Source organism: Paenibacillus oralis, from assembly GCF_003863965.1.
Lineage (GTDB): Bacteria > Bacillota > Bacilli > Paenibacillales > Paenibacillaceae > Fontibacillus > Fontibacillus oralis.
Genome location: NZ_RRCN01000001.1, coordinates 6,506,036 through 6,523,925, shown reverse-complemented (window position 1 = coordinate 6,523,925; position 17,890 = coordinate 6,506,036). Strand labels below are relative to the sequence as shown.

General features: G+C 53.0%; 14 protein-coding genes. 8 read left to right on the top strand and 6 right to left on the bottom strand.

The genetic code is table 11. From position 1 onward, the window contains the following. Positions 1 to 6 precede the first annotated feature (6 nt). The 3 genes from rsgA (at position 7) to spoVM (ending at position 1,802) form a co-directional block, all read left to right on the top strand. Positions 7 to 909 (top strand): ribosome small subunit-dependent GTPase A, encoded by a 903-nt coding sequence (rsgA, locus tag EHV15_RS29150; protein WP_128634319.1) that lies wholly within the window; start codon positions 7 to 9, stop codon positions 907 to 909. 4 nt (positions 910 to 913) lie between these two features. Next, positions 914 to 1,585: a ribulose-phosphate 3-epimerase gene (gene rpe, locus EHV15_RS29145; protein ID WP_128634318.1), complete on the top strand. Its 672-nt coding sequence runs from the start codon at positions 914 to 916 to the stop codon at positions 1,583 to 1,585. A 136-nt stretch (positions 1,586 to 1,721) separates the two neighbouring features. Next, positions 1,722 to 1,802, top strand: a complete 81-nt coding sequence (gene spoVM, locus EHV15_RS29140; RefSeq protein ID WP_036621610.1) for a stage V sporulation protein SpoVM — start codon at positions 1,722 to 1,724, stop codon at positions 1,800 to 1,802. A 188-nt stretch (positions 1,803 to 1,990) separates the two neighbouring features. Here the strand turns inward: spoVM and rpmB are convergent, their stop codons facing one another. Beyond that, positions 1,991 to 2,179, bottom strand: coding sequence for a 50S ribosomal protein L28 (gene rpmB, locus EHV15_RS29135; RefSeq protein WP_009225259.1), 189 nt, complete (start codon positions 2,177 to 2,179; stop codon positions 1,991 to 1,993). Between the two features lie 309 nt (positions 2,180 to 2,488). On the opposite strand from rpmB, the gene EHV15_RS29130 reads away from it, so the two are divergent. The 3 genes from EHV15_RS29130 to recG are packed head-to-tail and all read left to right on the top strand — an operon-like array spanning position 2,489 to position 7,282. Continuing rightward, on the top strand, positions 2,489 to 4,258 hold the full coding sequence (locus EHV15_RS29130) for a DAK2 domain-containing protein (protein WP_128634317.1): 1,770 nt from the start codon (positions 2,489 to 2,491) through the stop codon (positions 4,256 to 4,258). Positions 4,259 to 4,305: 47 nt separating this feature from the next. Further along, on the top strand, positions 4,306 to 5,190 hold the full coding sequence (locus tag EHV15_RS29125) for a DegV family protein (RefSeq protein ID WP_128634316.1): 885 nt from the start codon (positions 4,306 to 4,308) through the stop codon (positions 5,188 to 5,190). Between the two features lie 46 nt (positions 5,191 to 5,236). Continuing rightward, positions 5,237 to 7,282, top strand: a complete 2,046-nt coding sequence (gene recG, locus EHV15_RS29120) for an ATP-dependent DNA helicase RecG (protein WP_128634315.1) — start codon at positions 5,237 to 5,239, stop codon at positions 7,280 to 7,282. Positions 7,283 to 7,710: 428 nt separating this feature from the next. On the opposite strand, the gene EHV15_RS29115 is transcribed toward recG, so the two are convergent. The 5 genes from EHV15_RS29115 to licT all read right to left on the bottom strand — a co-directional run bounded on the left by EHV15_RS29115 (position 7,711) and on the right by licT (position 15,197). After that, positions 7,711 to 8,886, bottom strand: a complete 1,176-nt coding sequence (locus EHV15_RS29115) for an IS256 family transposase (RefSeq protein ID WP_128630411.1) — start codon at positions 8,884 to 8,886, stop codon at positions 7,711 to 7,713. A gap of 284 nt (positions 8,887 to 9,170) precedes the next feature. Further along, entirely contained in the window at positions 9,171 to 10,382 is a 1,212-nt protein-coding gene (locus EHV15_RS29110; protein ID WP_128632138.1) for an IS4 family transposase, read from the bottom strand. Positions 10,383 to 10,645: 263 nt separating this feature from the next. Continuing rightward, entirely contained in the window at positions 10,646 to 12,055 is a 1,410-nt protein-coding gene (locus EHV15_RS29105) for a glycoside hydrolase family 1 protein (RefSeq protein WP_128634314.1), read from the bottom strand. A gap of 219 nt (positions 12,056 to 12,274) precedes the next feature. Beyond that, complete coding sequence (locus tag EHV15_RS29100; RefSeq protein ID WP_128634313.1) at positions 12,275 to 14,164, bottom strand: beta-glucoside-specific PTS transporter subunit IIABC; 1,890 nt, start codon at positions 14,162 to 14,164, stop codon at positions 12,275 to 12,277. 184 nt (positions 14,165 to 14,348) lie between these two features. Then, positions 14,349 to 15,197, bottom strand: a complete 849-nt coding sequence (gene licT, locus EHV15_RS29095) for a BglG family transcription antiterminator LicT (protein WP_128635600.1) — start codon at positions 15,195 to 15,197, stop codon at positions 14,349 to 14,351. A gap of 304 nt (positions 15,198 to 15,501) precedes the next feature. On the opposite strand from licT, the gene murQ reads away from it, so the two are divergent. Then, entirely contained in the window at positions 15,502 to 16,416 is a 915-nt protein-coding gene (gene murQ, locus EHV15_RS29090) for an N-acetylmuramic acid 6-phosphate etherase (RefSeq protein WP_128634312.1), read from the top strand. Then, the gene (locus EHV15_RS29085) at positions 16,413 to 17,864 is read left to right on the top strand and encodes a PTS transporter subunit EIIC (RefSeq protein WP_128634311.1); all 1,452 of its coding nucleotides are present in this window, start codon (positions 16,413 to 16,415) and stop codon (positions 17,862 to 17,864) included. The genes murQ and EHV15_RS29085 overlap by 4 nt, the downstream gene beginning before the upstream one ends. Positions 17,865 to 17,890: the final 26 nt, after the last annotated feature.

The following is a 17,890-nucleotide window of genomic DNA, read 5'->3' as shown; positions in this document are numbered from 1 at the left end:
GCATTTATGCCGGAAGGCTTAATCGTGAAGGCATTAAGCGGATACTATTACGTGAAACCCGCCCAGGCGGCCCCGGAAGGTTATGTGCAGTGCCGGGGCCGGGGCATATTCAAAAAAAAGGGAGTTACTCCACTCGTCGGGGACCACGTTATTTATACCCCGACGGAAAACGGAGAGGGCACGGTGGACGAAATTTTGCCGCGCGAGACGGAGCTGATTCGTCCGCCGATCGCCAACGCCAAACTTGCGGTGCTGCTCTTCTCCTTGCGGGAGCCGGACCTCAATTTGCCGCTTTTGGACAAGTTCCTGGTGCATATCGAGCATGCCGGTCTTAAGACGCTGATTTGTTTGACCAAGGGGGATTTGCTGAACGAAGAGGAAGAGGATGCCTCGGAGAGCATCCTCCGGGTTCAAGAGCTATACCGCTCGATCGGTTATGAGGTGATCGTCACAAGCTCCGCCACCGGGTCCGGGACGGAGGAAGTTAAATCGCGGCTTGCCGGCGAGATCAGCGTGTTCTCCGGGCAGTCGGGCGTCGGCAAATCGTCGCTGCTGAACGCGATGCTGGGGCTTTCGCTGGAAACGAGCGAAATCAGCCTGAAGCTGGGCCGCGGCCGCCATACGACGCGCCATGTGGAGCTGATCGAGCTGGAAAACGGCGGATACGTGGCCGATACGCCGGGTTTCAGCCAACTCGACTTCCTCGAGCTCGGCGTTGAAGAGCTGTCCGGCTGCTTCCGCGAGTTTGCGGAATACGCCGAAGCGTGCAAATTCCGCGGCTGCAGCCATCTGCACGAGCCCGGCTGCAAGGTCAGGGAAGCGGCGGACCGGGGAGACATCGCTGCGAGCCGCTACGAGCATTACGTGCAGTTCCAGGAAGAAATGAAAGAGAAAAAACGGAGGTATTAGCCGCATGAATCCAATTTACATTGCACCGTCGATCCTGTCGGCGGATTTTGCCAAGCTGGGTGAAGAGGTCGCCGACGTGGAGCGCGGGGGAGCCGACTGGCTGCATGTCGACGTGATGGACGGCCATTTCGTCCCGAATCTGACGTTCGGCCCGCTCGTCATGGGGGCGATCGCGCCCATGACGAAGCTGCCGCTGGACGTCCATTTAATGATCGAGAAGCCGGAGGAATACGTTCCTGCGTTTGCGGGGGCGGGCGCTCACCTCATTACCGTGCATGCCGAGGCCTGTGTTCATCTGCACCGCGTGCTGCACCTGATCAAAGAGCAGGGCGTCAAGGCGGGGGTAGCGATCAATCCGGCCACGCCGGCTTCGGCGGTCCGCGAGGTGCTGGAAGACGTTGATCTCGTGCTGGTGATGACCGTGAATCCGGGATTTGGCGGGCAGGCGTTCATTCCGGGAACGCTGCGCAAAATCCGCCAGCTGAAAGCATGGAAAGACGAGCTTGGCTTGACGGATTTGCGGATCGAGGTGGATGGAGGCATTTCCGCTGCGACGGCGCCGCTCGTCGTGGAAGCGGGGGCGGATGTGCTCGTCGCCGGCAACGCCGTGTTTGGCCAGGCCGACCGCCGCGCGGCGATCGGAGAAATCCGCGAGAGCCTGGCCGGTTTGGCATAGGCGCCAAAAGCTGCGCATACAATGGGTTACATGAGCAGGGTTCTCATGTAACCTTTTTTTTGTGGCGGGAATACACGGGTGAATGAAATCGAACATAGAATATGGGTGAGCATGAGCACGATGGGGAGGGTGAACGATGAAATTTTACACATTCAAGCTGCCTAAGTTTTTGGGAGGATTCGTCAAAGCCGTTCTAAATACGTTTCACAAAAACTAGAGGGCGGCCCGCAGGCCGCCTGAGGAGCGAAGGGCCCGCCCCTAGCGGTTCCCGCCGGCCATTCACGAAAGGGCCCTTTGGCTGATGGCTTCGATCGGTGATTTCCCAAGACTTCCGGGCAAAAAAACGCATGAAAAAAAGCACCTCCATAAAAAAGGTGCTTTTTGTCTATATGTCTCGTCCCGACATTACACGCGGGTCACTTTACCGGATTTCAAAGCCCGAGTGCTGACGTATACGCGCTTCGGTTTGCCGTCTACCAAGATCCGGACCTTTTGCACGTTTACGCCCCAAGAGCGCCGATTGCGATTGTTTGCGTGAGATACATGGTTACCGCTGCCTGGCTTTTTACCAGTCACATAACATTTGCGAGCCATTCATTACACCTCCTGTTCCAATACACCTGTCTTGAATATAACGGTTTGATTTCTCCATGGGAACCGCATAAAACAATACTTATATATAATATCACAGTAAAAAAAGCTGCGTCAACAGATCGTTAAAGTTTATTTCTACGTGTTCTTATAGTACAATATGGTTTAGTCCATAATAATTTCATCATCTTTTATATTATTGCTTTTGCGAGATTGTTGGACCCGGGTCCGGCCGAATCAAGATCAAGGCCGTTGTATGTGATTACCCGCCGTCCAAGCGTACGTGGATCAAGCTAGGAAGGGGAATTCTCATTGAGTAAGCGTTCTTTAAATGGAACTGATTTTACCGCCATGGTGTTAGCCGGTGCAAAGCGGCTGTCGGAGCATGCGGAGCACGTCAATTCCCTGAATGTATTCCCGGTTCCCGACGGGGACACCGGTACGAATATGAATTTGACGATGACGGCTGGCGTAACCGAATTGCAGCATAGCGGAACGGGAGGTGTGGGCAGCAGAGCGGGAACCTTGTCCAAAGGTTTGCTCATGGGCGCCCGCGGGAACTCCGGCGTTATCTTGTCCCAGCTGTTCCGCGGTTTCAGCCGCCATGTCGCCTCGTTGGAGGAACTGAATACGATTCAATTCGCCTCCGCCCTGCAGAGCGGCGTGGATACGGCTTATAAAGCGGTAGTGAAGCCGGTGGAAGGAACGATTTTGACGGTGGCGAAGGAAGCGGCCAAACACGCGGTTTTTTACGCGAGAAGAACTCATGATGTCACGGAGCTCATGGGCGAGGTGCTGGCCAAAGCCAAGGAAGCTCTCGCCGGAACGCCGGAATTGCTGCCCGTGCTGAAACAGGTTGGCGTCGTCGATTCGGGCGGTCAAGGACTTGTGTATATTTATGAAGGGTTTATGGAGTGGCTGTCGGGCGAAGGCTCTGCTGAAGCATGGCAAGGACAAGCTCCGTTTAAGGCCGCAGCTCCCGAAATCCGCCAGCCTGCTCCGGCGGCTGCGGTGCACGCGCCCGTTTCGGCCCAAGCCAAGCTGGAAACCGAGGATATCGAGTTCTTATACGACATGGAGTTTTTTATCAACCGTAAGCTTGGCGGCGTGCAGGGGGCTATTTTTGACGAGGAGCAGTTCCGGAAAGCGCTGTCACTTAATGGGGATTCCATTATCGTGATCGCTGACGACGAAATCATCAAGGTGCATGTCCATTCCAAAACGCCGGGCGATGTGCTGAATTTGGCGCTGCAGTACGGCGAAATTACGCAAATTCATATTTTGAACATGCGCGAGCAGCATCGCGAACTGCTCACCGCGGGCATGGATGCCGCCCCGATGCCGGAGCTGTTCGCCGACATTCCGGCGGAAACGGCCCGGCCGGAGGACCCCGCAGGATTGCCTGCCGATGAACTGGCGCCTTACGGATTTATCGCCGTCGCTTCGGGGCAAGGCATTGCCGACATTTTCACCAGCCTGGGCGTCGACGCCGTTTTGTCCGGCGGGCAGACGATGAATCCAAGCACGGAGGACTTCGTAAAAGCGATCGAGTCCATTTCGGCCCAGCATGTGTTCGTGCTTCCGAACAATTCGAACATTATTTTAGCGGCACAGCAGGCCCGCGATCTGCTAGAAGGGGAACGCAGCGTCATCGTCGTTCCGAGCAAGAGCATTCCGCAGGGGGTTGCGGCAGCGTTCGCTTTCCAAGAAGAAGAGAGCGTGGAAGTCAACGAGTCGAATATGCTGAACGCGGTGCAGCATGTAAAGACCGGGCAGGTGACGTACGCCGTCCGGGACACGATGTTCGACGATTTGAAAATTACGGCCGGACATTACATCGGCATTGCGGATGCGAAAATCGTGGCTACGGAAGAGGGGCTGATCGAAACCTGTCAGGGGCTGCTGGACAAAATGCTGGCCGGCGGCGATGAAATCGTCACCGTCCTGGCGGGCGAGGAAGCCGAGGAAGAAATGACGGACCGGCTTGTGGCATGGCTGCAAGACAAGTATCCGGATGTCGAAGTGGAGGTTCACTCCGGCGGACAACCGATCTACTACTATCTGTTTTCGGTGGAATCCTGACGGGTTCGGAAAGGAAACGGGCGATAGAGGAAAGGGGGGAGAACCCTATGCGGCAGGCCGTTATTGTGGCGGACAGCACGGCTGATATTCCGCAGTCCATCGCTTCGGAATTAGGCATTCATATCGTGCCGATGCGGCTGGCCTTCGGCGGCCAGTCTTTTGTTGAAGGCGTCGATATTACCGCGGAACAGTTTTACGACAAACTGACAAAGTCGCGCGAGCTGCCGACAACTTCGCAGACTTCGCCTTCCCAGTATGCGGAAGTGTACCGAAACCTGCTGAATGCGCATCCCGGTGCGCCGATCATCTCCATCCATATCTCCTCCGGCATGAGCGGTACATACCAATCGGCGCGGCTCGCCAAGGAGATGATTGAGGAGGAGTTGGGTCAAGAGTCCGGCATTACCGTCATCGACTCCCTCTGCGCTTCCTACGGGTTTGGGCTGCAGGTCGTTCATGCGGCCAGGCTGGCGGGGCAAGGGGCGACGGTGGAGCGGATTCGCGAAGAAGTGGAGCGTTTGGGCCAGGAACGCCGGCTCTATTTTCTCGTCGATACGCTGGAGTATTTGCAAAAAGGCGGCCGGATCGGCAAGGCGGCGGCGATTTTGGGGAATTTGCTCAATATCAAGCCGATTTTGTCGGTGGACCGGGAAGGCGTCATTTATGCCGTCGACAGGGCCCGCGGCCGGAAAAAGGCGCTGTCCCGCGTGATCGAGCTGTTCGTGAACGATTTCGGCGAGAGCAAAGATTTGAACGTGGCGGTGTGCGATGGCGTAAATCCGGAAGGCGCGGCGGAAATGCTGAACCTGCTGTCGCAGCATTTTACACTGCACGAGGTGGTTCGCACGAGCATCGGCGCCGTGGTGGGCACGCATGTGGGGCCCGGCATTTTGGCCGTGTTTATGTGGCCGGCTTCCGGAGCCGCCAAGTAGTTTCCGCCAAGGGTTCAATGGGGTGTGTAAAGCGAGGGATTTCAATATGGATTTGCATGAAATTCCCGTAAAGCAAGTCAGCGGCGTGAGCGCTCTTAAACAGGAGGAGCTTCACGCCTTTGGCATCTTTACGGTGAATGATTTAATTGAATATTATCCGTTCCGGTACGAAGATTACCGGCTCCGCTCCCTGACGGAGGTGAAGGATGGAGACAAAGTGACGGTTCAGGCGAAAATCATGGGCGTCCCCGTCCTCCAGCGTTATGGCCGCAAATCGCGGTTAACGTGCAAAATGGTCGCGGAGGACTGGATGTTTACGGCGACCTGGTTCAACCGTCATTTTTTAAAGGATCAGCTAACGAGCGGCCGGGAAATTATTTTGACGGGAAAATGGGATATGCGCCGCAGCCAATTGACCGTAACGGAGTCGGAATTCCCGGATCGCGGGACGCTGCGCAGCGGCAGCCTGCAGCCGGTTTATTCGGTGGGCGGGAAAATCACGCAGGCGTGGATGCGCAAGACGATCGGACAGGCGCTGCAGCAGTACGGGGAGATGTTTCCGGAAGTTTTGCCGCAGGAGCTGTTGCGCAAATATGACCTGATGCCCCGTAAGTTCGCGGTTCAGCGCATTCATCAGCCGCAGGACAACGAGGAAGGGCTTAAGGCCCGCCGCCGCATGGTGTATGAGGAGCTGTTTTTGTTTCAGCTGAAGCTGCAGGCGTACCGGGCAATGAACCACGAGCGGATGGACGGCGTGGCGCATGCGGTGGACAACACCACGGTGCGGGAATTCGTCCGCAGCCTGCCGTTTGAGTTGACCGATGCGCAGAAGAAGGTGGAGCTGGAAATTTTGCGCGACATGCGTTCTCCGTACTGCATGAACCGGCTGCTGCAGGGGGACGTTGGCTCGGGCAAAACCGTCATCGCGGCGATCGCTTTGTTTGCGGCGGTAAAGTCGGGGAATCAGGGAGCCTTCATGGTTCCGACCGAAATTTTGGCGGAGCAGCATCTGCGTTCTTTAACGAAGCTGTTTGAGCCGTTCGGCATTACGGTTGGTCTGTTGACCGGCAGCTTGACGGGGCGCAAGCGCAAGGATCTGCTGGCCTCGCTGCAGATGGGGCTGATCGATATCGTTGTCGGCACGCACGCGCTGATTCAGGAGGACGTGTTTTTTCGCTCGCTTAGCCTCGTCGTCACCGACGAGCAGCACCGCTTTGGCGTTAACCAGCGCAGCATTTTGCGGCGCAAAGGCTTTAATCCCGACGTGCTGACGATGACGGCGACGCCGATTCCGCGCACGCTGGCGATCACCGCCTTCGGGGACATGGACGTCTCGACCTTGTCGGAGCGGCCAAAAGGGCGCAAGCCAATCTTGACCTACTGGGTGAAGCACGAGATGATGGATCGCGTGCTCGGCTTTATTTCGCGGGAGGTGTCGCAAGGCCGGCAGGCTTACGTGATCTGCCCGCTGATCGAGGAATCGGACAAGCTTGACGTGCAGAATGCGATCGATTTGTACGTATCGATGCAGCAGGCTTTTCCGGACTTTCGGGTCGGCCTGCTGCACGGGCGGATGACGGCGGCTGAAAAGGACGAGGTGATGCGGGCGTTTTACGAAAACGAGGTGCAGCTATTGGTGTCGACGACCGTGGTCGAGGTTGGTGTCGATGTGCCGAACGCGACGCTGATGATTGTGATGGACGCGGACCGGTTTGGCCTGTCGCAGCTGCACCAGCTGCGCGGGCGGGTGGGCCGGGGCGAGCACGCGTCGTATTGCGTGCTCATCGCCGATCCGAAGTCGGAGGTTGGTCAGGAGCGGATGAAGGTCATGACCGATACGGACGACGGCTTCGAAGTGGCCCGGCGGGACCTGGAGCTGCGCGGTCCCGGGGATTTTTTCGGCACCAAGCAAAGCGGGGTGCCGGATTTTCGCATCGCGGACATGGTCAGCGATTATGCGGTGCTGGAGGCGGCGCGGGACGACGCCGCCCGGCTGGTGGCGGACGCGTCCTTTTGGACGTCGCCGGAATACGGACCGCTGCGCGATTATTTGCGGCGGGAGCAGGTTTTTCAGGGCGAGCTAATCGATTAGCCGCTGTATCTTTGTTCAGGATGCGGGAAGGAAGCAGGCTGTCCTATTGCGGAGGTCTTGCGGAAATAACGGTAAAAAAGGGCTCTATTTACGGGTAGAAGGTGGTTTAGCCTAAATAGAGGAAATTTTTACCGCTATTATTGGAGAATGCAGGCAAAAATGGTGCTTTTTTCAGGCGTTGCGAGAAAATAAGACCGAAAAGTTCCTCTATTTTGCGGGTGAGGGGCCAATCACGGGTAGCGTCAAGAGTTTTGTGTAATTATCTTTTAGGGTTCGAAGTAGGGTATCCATTGGGACAATGGATATCATTGGTTTTCAAGCTTCAGGGGGGATCCCCCCTGAAAAATTTCCTTTTCATTTCCAGTTGTCAAAGTGTCCTTGTTATCTATGCTTTGTGTGCCACACCTGGCTAACGCGACTGCATCGGCTCAGGCCTGGGGATATTTTTCGTCAAACATTTTTTTGAGCGCTTGCTGGGTTTTTGCATCCGCGAATCCACGCAACACCCGGCTGCTCCAGCGTTCGTTATAGGAGAGGGCCTCTAGATAAATAATTTTCTCCGCTGCATCCATGTTCGTCAAACTGTTCATGGGCCGCAGCCGCTTGCGGATTTCCTTGTTTGTTCGCTCGATGGGGTTCGAGGTGTAAATGGCATAGTGGATCATCGTTGGGAAATCGTAAAAGCGAAGGAGGACCGGTAACTCGTTCTCCCACGACGCGAGCTCCTTCGGATAGATCTTGCCCCACTTGGCTTGCACGAGGTCGAAATTGGCCATGGCGACATCGCGATCCATGGCACTGTAAATCGTCTTCATGTCCGTCACGAAATCCGCTTTGTCCTTATCGCGGATTTTCGGTAGCGTATTGCGCATTTTATGAGTGACGCAACGCTGGACGCCGGCCTGCGGATACGTTTCCCGGAAGGCCTCCTCCAGTCCCGCTAAGCCATCGAATACGCCCAGCAGCACCTCGTGCACGCCACGTTTGTAGAGGTCTCGCAGGACATCCCTCCACCCGTTGGCGCTTTCTTTGCCGCCAAGGCTGAAGCTAAGGATCTCACGGTGTCCGGCCTCATCGACACCCATGGCAATATAAATGACTTCGCTGGCGACGGACTGACGCTTGAGCTTCACGTACATCCCGTCCAGATAGATGACCGCATAACGCTTGGCCAGCGGTCGAGCCTGCCAGGCCGCAACGTCTTCCAGCACCGTGCTCGTGATGTTGCTCACGGTCGTTGGCGAGTACTGGGCGCCAAACATTTTTTCAATGAAGGCGGCGATGTCTCTTGTGCTCATCCCGCCCTTGTACATGTGAATGACCGTGTCCTCTAGCCAAGCTTCCCGCCGCTGGTAGGGCGCGAACAGTTCCGTCTGAAAGTCGCCTTGGCGATCCCGCGGCACTTGCAGATCCGGAATCACCCCGTGTCGGGTTTCCCAGTTCCTGCTGTAATATCCGTTGCGGCTGTTTGCCACTTCCGGGTGTTCTACTTGTAAGTAATTTTTAATTTCCTCCTTTAAAAGAGTTTCAATTTTTTCTTTTAGAAAACTTTGCATTGTATTTTCGAGTTGTTCTGTGAACGAGTTTTGTTGTATAGTTGTCATTGAGTAGGGTTCCTCCTTGGTGACTTCGCAATCCCAAGCATACCCTACTTTTTTGTCGTTTGATAGACTAACCTGTCCTTACACAACTTATTTTACGCCATCCAATCACGGAAATAACGCCACTATTTACACTAGCGTTGCAAAGACCCTAACATAAGATTAACATTTAATATATGTAATAATTTTCCATTTTTATTTTAAGGAAAGAGGCCAAAAAGTTGAGAGCACCAGAAAACGACGCGTTTATCCATTTTTTTGGATATTTAGTTTTCAAATCAACTCTTTTACTTTCCCTCAGTTTTCCGCGGCTTTATAATCCCCACCGATGTATGTAACTTCGGTGGACTTTTCTGGACTTTTGGTACCTTCTGTCGTCCTCTTGATGACCGGCTGGGCTTCCGATGAAGCTCCGCTTCGAAGATCGAGAGGTTTTTTTCCCAACAATTCCGAACCGACTGTAATACGTCCCATAAACTCAACGAAGTTCCACTGGATAGCTGAATATGCATCGCAATGGCGTATGTGATGAGTGCCAAAAAAATTTGATTCCAGACGCCCTGCGGTTCATAACTGTACAGTTTCACGAGCCGTAAATGCTGCTTCATCCACTTGAAAAACAGTTCAATGAGCCAACGTTGCCGGTAGATATCGGCAATTTCCGTAGCGCTGAGATCAAAGCAAGATGTAACTAGTCGGTATTTACGGTCCTTTTCATCCCGAAATTCAACCAAGCGCAAAGTCTGCTTAGTTCGGCGAAAAGCACTCCCCAACCGGACAATAGCGTCGCGAGTAATCTTCGTGTTTGAAGGAATCGGCAATTCTTGCTCGACGTGCCATACCCCGTTATTTTCGTTGATTCGATTCACGAAGCGAACCTCTCGCTTTAGCCAGGCATCGAACTGTTTGTACTTGATATAACCACGGTCCATCACGTAAATCGTGCTGTCATCTTCAACTAACAGATCCACGGTTTCTACGTCGCTCACATTTCCGGTCGATGGGATTGCCTTCTCGGGAAGTGTTTGACCCGTAGGTAAAGCTAGGACACGGACATGAATCTTGATTTGCGTGTGAGTCCGATTCACATGGGCCCATTCGGCCAGATTGGCTGGAAGCTTGATACATGTCGAGTCGATGATACGAACCGCGCCAATCTTAGAGGTGGCCGTAGGAAGAAGCAACTTCACCTTTCCCATAATGTCAAGGAATAACGATTCAAGCCACTCGGTCGGAATCTCCGGTAATTTCCTTGAGATTTGGGAGGCACTGATACTGGTCAATTCCAGGCTCTCCTGTAAAGTTTCGCTAGTACGAAGCGCGCGGGAGATTTGACGATACGACTCCCATTTCGCCAGTTGGGAAGTCATAATTAGCTTCGTACATTTCATCACGGTGAGCTTAGGGACACGATAGTCAGCGATGGGAAAAGAAATTTTTTCATCCGAAAAATAAGAAAAGCATTGACGAATCAGGGATAAATTGTGTATGTTACCCATGGGTTTGGCTCCTTTTGTTGAGAGTTAGATGGGTAACGCGTCTCTCTTAACAATAGGAGCTTTTTTATGGGTTTTCCATGAAAATAACTTATATTTTTCCTTAATTAGTTAATTTTTGAATCATGATAGGTTTGATGCAACGCTAGTGCACTATTTACCGCTATTTCTGGCAAGGGAGGCGTTGGCGTTCGTTCCCATGGGCCCACCTATAAGTTTGCCCTAAAAGGACCGCCTGGCAATTCGCCGGGCGGTCCTTTTAAAATTTAACGAACTTCTCCATTACTTTGAATCAGTTGCTGATACCAGTAAAAACTTTGCTTGCGGATTCTGCGCAGTTCTTTGAGATCGAACTCGTCGCGATCCACATAAATAAACCCGTAACGTTTGCTTGACCCCTGATGAGTGCTTACGAGATCGATCGCCGACCAGGGGCAGAAACCGAAAACGTCTACGCCGTCGGTAATGGCCAATTGGATTTGCTCGATATGCTTTCTGAAAAAATCGATGCGATAGGGGTCTTGAACCACATCGTTGTCCTCCAGTTTGTCGAAGGCGCCCAGTCCATTTTCCGTGACAATCAACGGCAGACGGTACCGGGAATAGATTTGCCGGAGCGTGGTTCTAAAACCTACGGGATCGATCTCCCAGCCGAACTCCGTTTTCTGCAAATGAGGATTGACCGAACCTCTGTAAGCTCCCGGCTCGCCGACGATTTCATGCTGGTCGCCCGTATGCGAAAAGTCGTTTCCGTCATTTTTGCTTTCGCCGACCGTTTGCGAGGTATAGTAATTAAAGGCGATAAAATCCGGGTTGCCTTGTTTTAAAATCTCCATATCGCCGTCTTCGATCACCGGTTCGTATCCCTTTTCGAGCAAATAACTCCAGGCGATATAATTGTAGGTTCCGAACACCGCCATGTCCAGATAGAGCCAATTGCGGATTGCCGCATAATTGTCGGCCGCCAGCACATCTTCCGGACTTGAACTGGCCGGATAGATGGCCCCGATATTGGGCGCCGGCCCAATCTTTGCGTCAGGCAGCATTTGATGGCACAATATCATTGCTTTGGCCTGGGCCACCAGCATATGATGATTTTGCTGGTACAGCTCCTTCTGCGGATTTTCCAGTTGTTCATTTAGCGTTCCGATCGAACCGGGATGAAGGATCAGCATGTTTTGTTCATTGATGGTCAGCCAATATTTCACCCGATTTCCGAAATGCTCGAACAAAGTTTTGGCGTATTGTTCAAACGCGGTAATCGTTCCGCGGTTGGACCAGCCGCCCTTGACTTCCAGCGCATAAGGCAAATCGAAATGATACATGGTCACAATCGGCTCGATCCCATATTTGATCAGTTCATCGATCAGGGAGCTGTAGAATTGGATCCCTTTCATATTCAGCTTCCCGGAGCCTTCCGGATAAATCCGCGTCCAGGCGATGGAGAAGCGGTACGCTTTAAAGCCCATTTCCGCCATTAAAGCCACGTCTTCTTTGTATCTGTGATAATGATCGCTCGCTACTTTAAAATCCGTAACTCCTTCAACGTGATTCGCCAGGTCGACTACGGACGGACCCTTTCCGTCCTCGTCCCACGCTCCCTCGAGTTGGTAAGCCGAGGTGGAGCCTCCCCACAGGAAGTTTTCGGGAAATGGTTTCAGATGTTGGTGCAGCATGATTTGATTCCTCCAGTTTGATAAATTTAAAAAGGTAGTTCAAAAAGTCGTCTTTTGATCACGAAGCAGGTCAGGAAGCGGTCTCGACGTCGAATCTTGAATTCAGCCGGGCCTTCCGTTGCTCACGTACCCAAAACGTACGCTCCGCTACTCAGTCCCTAGCTTCATCCAACCTTCTCGGTGCTGAAAAGCCGACTTTTTGAACTCTCATATATATATTTAAATCAGGGTCAACAACACATCGTTTTTCTCAATCGACTCCTGGTCGGTTTCGAAAATTTCAACTTCTCGCTCCGTCAGGGTGACGATGACTGGCGTTACGGTCTGGTATCCGGCCGCCTGAATTTGCTCCAGATCAAATTCAATCAAAACGTCCCCTTGCTTTACCGCGTCTCCCTCTTTAACCGCGGGTTTAAAGTACTTTCCTTTGAGGGACACCGTATTTATGCCGATGTGGATCAGGATGTCCGTCCCTGCGGCCGAGGTCAACCCGATCGCATGACCGGTCGGGAACAGGGAAGTCACCACTCCATCCATCGGTGCGACTACGACACCCTCGCTGGGCAGGATAGCCAGGCCTTTGCCCATCGCTCCGGAAGCGAAAGCCTTATCGGCAACCGCGCTGAGCGGAACGACTTTGCCGGTCAGGGGGCTGTGAATCTGCTCTTTCTTCATGTTCAGTGCCGCGGATTCGGTATTCTTTTCCGGCTGGACCGTTTGCGGTTCGGATTCCGCTTGCACCGCAGACTCCGCTTCCGCCGCCTTTGCCTTGCCTTTGCTCTCATACCCAAAGATCAAGGTCAGCAGCAGGCCGATCCCCATGGACAGAATCATCGATATGACAAAGATGCCTGACGGCTTCTCGACCGGAATGGAAAAGATGTTATGAAATACATAAGCCGTATATTTAACGCCAAAGTGACCGTTAACCGCTCCGCCGATAGCGCCGGCAATAATGACGATGGGAATGACTCTCTTGTAACGGAGGATGAGCCCGTATACGATCGGCTCGGTTACCCCGGCCAGCAGGCCCGTGACGGCGGAAGAGCCGGATATCGATCTTAACGACTTATCCTTTTTGGACTTAAGGAAAATACCGAGCGCAACCCCGATTTGGGCGAACACGGCCGCGGCGGCCATCGCCTCGATCGGATCGCCGCCATTGTTGATGTTCTGCAGCGTGATCGGCGTAAAACCCCAATGCAGGCCCAACACGACCATGAAGGTCATGCCTCCGCCAAGCACTATGCCCGAGAGAATGCCGCTAACGTTAATCAGCCAAGTGACTCCTGCGGCGATCCAATCCCCGACGCTTGTCCCGAAGGGGCCAAAAGCGATGGCCGACAACGGCACCATGATCATGAGCGACAACATCGGCACCAGGAAAACCTGCAGGTCCTTAAGAATGATTTTTTTCAGGAACCGGTCCAGTAAGGCATAGATGCTGATGGCGATAAAAATCGGGAACACGCTTGAAGAATAATTCATCAGAACAACCGGAATGCCCAGGAAAGAACCGTCGGTTCCTTTATCCATCAAACCCGTAAAGCTGGGCTCCAGCAGCGCCGCTCCGATGGTTCCGGCAACGTACGGATTGGTTTTGAGCTTGATTCCGAGCGTAACGCCGAGGAATATAGGCAAAAAGTAGAACACGGCATTCCCGGCGGCGGACAGGATCATGTAAGTATCGCTGGTGTCGGACATCCAGCCGGCCATGGTTAACACCGTAAGGAGCGCCTTCAGCATCCCGGAGCCGGCCATTGCCGGAATAAGCGGCGAGAAGCTGCCCGAGATCACTTCAAAAACTTTGGACACAGCCGATACCTTCTGGCCGCTTGCCGAATTCTCCGCGGCTTTATCCAGAAAGCTGGTGCTCTTGGCGATTTCGGCGTATACATTAGCGACATGGCTGCCGACAACGACCTGGAATTGGCCGCCGCTTTCCACGACGGTGATCACACCTTCATGCTTTTCCAAAGTTTCCCTTTCCGCTTTTTTGGAATCCTTTAAACTAAAGCGAAGTCTAGTCGCGCAATGGACGAGATCGTTAATGTTCTCCTCGCCGCCGACCAGACGAACGATGTCGTCGGCCAACTTCTTGTTGTCCATATGTCATTCTCCTCTGCCTGAACATGATTTGGGCATAAAAAAATACCTAAACGAAAGGCCCGCGGAATCACCGGAGTGATCATATGCCCGTCGTTTAGGTATCGCCTGCTTTACCAGTAACAATCCTTAAATTTAAGTTGTAGGATCACTATAAAACAATCCGTAACCGTTTGCAACCTTTTTTTTAAACTTCGCTGCGGGAGGTTACCCGTTGAATATGAATCGTCAAATACACTTTTTCATCAATCGACATCGCGTTTTCATAATTTTGTTCCAGATAACGGTTGATTAAATTCATGCATTCGAAGGCCTGGGGATACTTTATTTTGATTTGCTCGTAGAGAAAATTGTCTCCTGTGGCGGAACGCTCCTGTTCGCCGCTCAGCATTCGTTGCGCAAAGTATTGAATATGGGTAATAAAACGGGAGTAATTAAACGATTTTTCATCCAGCTCCAAACTATAGAACCGGGTGACGATGTCGACGATTTCGCTCATCACCTTCGTAATCTCGGCCGTCCGCTGCATGCCCTGACCGTCTTGTCTGGCATTCACAAAATGCATGGCGATAAAGCTGGCCTCGTCCTCGTCCATCTCGATATCAAAATGCTGTTTGATCAATTGAAGCGCATTCAATCCGATTGAGAATTCCTTCGGGTAAAATTTTTTAATCTGCCAAAACAGCGCGTTTTTCAGATTCATGGCGTTTTTATATCGGGTTACCGCAAAATGAATATGGTCGATCAGCGTGATGTAAATATTGTCGTTGAATATATTTCCCATCTCCGCCTTGGCGTAGTTTACGATATCGTCGGCCAGCGAGAAATAGTCCGCCGACGTTTCGCCGATCAGATCGATTAACTTTTGCGGAACTTTGTCGGGTTTGAGAATAAACGTTTTTTCGATCTTTTCCTCATCCACCGTTTGCCCCGGCTTTTTCTTGAAGCCCAGACCGTTGCCGATCACCACAAACTCATGACCGACTTGGTCTTCGGCACGAATCACGTTGTTGTTAAAGATTTGCCGGATAATCATGATCGTACTGCTCACCCCTTCTGCCTAAATCCATGCCTATTGAACATTGTTTCATCGGACCCAAATTTTATAACCTAAGATAGCATAACCCCCGCGGCCAGCACAATAGAGAAAATTCCCGGCTGTTTCGCGATTCCCGGACTATGGACCCGGCTCTCATTCAGGTAAATCACGTTATGATACTCATTGTGAAATTTTATTTCATATATAAAAATAATTATTGAAATATTATATTAGGTGGATTATAATCAAATCGTAAACGGTTACACAGCTTGAATCTTATACATCAAAAGGAGAGTTTCCAATGCTGGAGAATCTGACTACTGAGGCAAGAAACGAACGAACGATGCGCTTGGACGAAATGACCGTTGCCGAATTGCTTACGGTGATGAATGAAGAAGACGCGAAAGTGGCGGGGGCGGTAAAAAAAGAGATACCCCAAATTGCTAAAGCGGTTGCGGCCATTACGGACGCACTGCGGCGCGGTGGCCGCTTGATCTATATGGGAGCAGGAACGAGCGGGCGGATCGGTCTGCTTGACGCGGTGGAATGTCCGCCGACCTTCGGCACTTCTCCGGAGCAGGTCGTCGGGCTCATCGCCGGCGGAAGCAATGCGTTTATCAAAGCGGTGGAGGGGGCGGAGGACCGGACCGAGCTTGGTGCGGCCGATTTGCAAAACCTTAACCTCACCGCAAACGACGCGGTCGTCGGCTTGGCCGCCAGCGGCCGAACGCCTTACGTGATCGGCGGGCTGGAATACGCCAAGCGGGCCGGCGCAGCGACGATCAGCATCAGCTGCAACAAAAACGCGGCGATCAGCCAAAAAGCCGACATTGCCATCGAGATTGAGAACGGTCCCGAGGTGTTGACCGGGTCGACACGGTTAAAGGCGGGAACCTCGCAGAAGCTGGTTTGCAATATGCTGTCTACGGCTACGATGATCGGCTTGGGCAAGGTTTACGGCAATTTGATGGTCGATGTGCAGCCGACCAACGAAAAACTGGCGGAGCGGGCCAAGCGGATTGTCATGGAGGCGACCGCGTGCGATGCTGAAACCGCCGAAAATGCCTTGCGCCTCGCCGAAGGAAAGCCGAAACCGGCGATACTGATGATCCTGACGGGGTGTACGTATACGGAAGCGCTGAAACAATTGGAGTTGAGCCAAGGTTTTATCGGTCAGGCGGTAAAGAATACGGGTAAGGAGGCGACGAACCGATGAGCAAATTTGAAGTTATGGCAAAACGGATTTTGGAATCCATCGGCGGTTCCGGCAATGTGGAGCAATTTACGAACTGCATGACCCGGCTGCGGGTTTCGGTCGTGGACCACAGCCGGATCGACGAGGCCGGATTGAAACAAATCGAAGGGGTACTCGGCGTGGTTGATGACGAGACCTACCAGGTTATCCTTGGACCGGGCGTGGTCAATAAAGTGGCGGAAGAATTCGGCAAACTTATGCAAGCCGGAGAGGATGCCAAAGGGAACGCCCCTTCGGGAGGCAAAACGGCTCCTCTTCGGGAAGGCTCCGACATTAAGGCAGAGCTCAAACGGAAAAACAACACTCCGCTTAAAAACTTTCTGCGAAAAATCGGCAACATCTTTATTCCATTGATCCCGGCCTTGGTGGGTGCGGGGATTATCAACGGGATTGCAGGTTTGCTGAACAACCTGATCACCTCCGGCAACGACGCGGCCTGGCTGGTTACTTTGCAGCCAATTTTAAGCGTGATCGGTTCGGCGTTTTTCGGGTACTTGACGATCTTTGCCGGGATCAACGCAGCCAAGGAATTTGGCGGCACGCCAGCGCTTGGCGGCGCGGTGGCGGCGATTATCGTGGCTCCGGCGGTGGCCAATATTTCGTATAGTTACCCCTTCTTCGGTGAAATCAAGCTTAATGCGGGGCAAGGGGGAATTATCGGGGCGATCCTGGCGGCAGGTTTAATTTCGGTCATGGAAAAATGGATTCGCAAGCGGATGCCTGCCTCCATCGATATCATTGTAACTCCTACCATTTCGCTTATTGTCGTCGGTTTAATCACGGTGTTTTTCCTGATGCCGGTCAGCGGTATCATTTCCCAAGGCATCGGGCAGGCAACAACCTGGCTGCTGGCGCACGGCGGACCGCTTTCCGGATTTGTGCTGGCATCGCTTTTCCTGCCGCTGGTCATGTTCGGCTTGCACCAGGCGCTGATCCCGATTCACGCCGAACTCATTTCCCAGGTAGGATATACGGCATTGCTGCCGATTCTGGCGATGGCGGGAGCGGGACAGGTCGGATCGGCTATCGCGACCTACATCAAGCTCAAAGCTAACACACGTATGCGTAATATGATCAAGGGTGCGCTGCCCGTTGGCTTCCTCGGCATCGGCGAGCCGCTCATCTACGGGGTAAGCCTTCCTTTGGGCAGGCCGTTTGTGACCGCCTGCCTCGGCGGCGGTTTTGGCGGGGCGCTGCTCGGTTTGTTCGCGATGACGGGAAATTTCGTCGGTTCGGTGGCGATCGGTCCTTCCGGCCTTGTGCTGATCCCGCTGATTCAAGGTCCGATGGGGATCGGCATGACGATACTCGGTTATTTGCTCGGGTTGATCGTTTCTTACATTGCCGGCTTCCTGCTCACTTATTTCTTCGGTTTTACAAAGCAGATGCTTCTGGAGCATAATAGATAAGAGAAGCAACAAGCAACCGGAAAGAA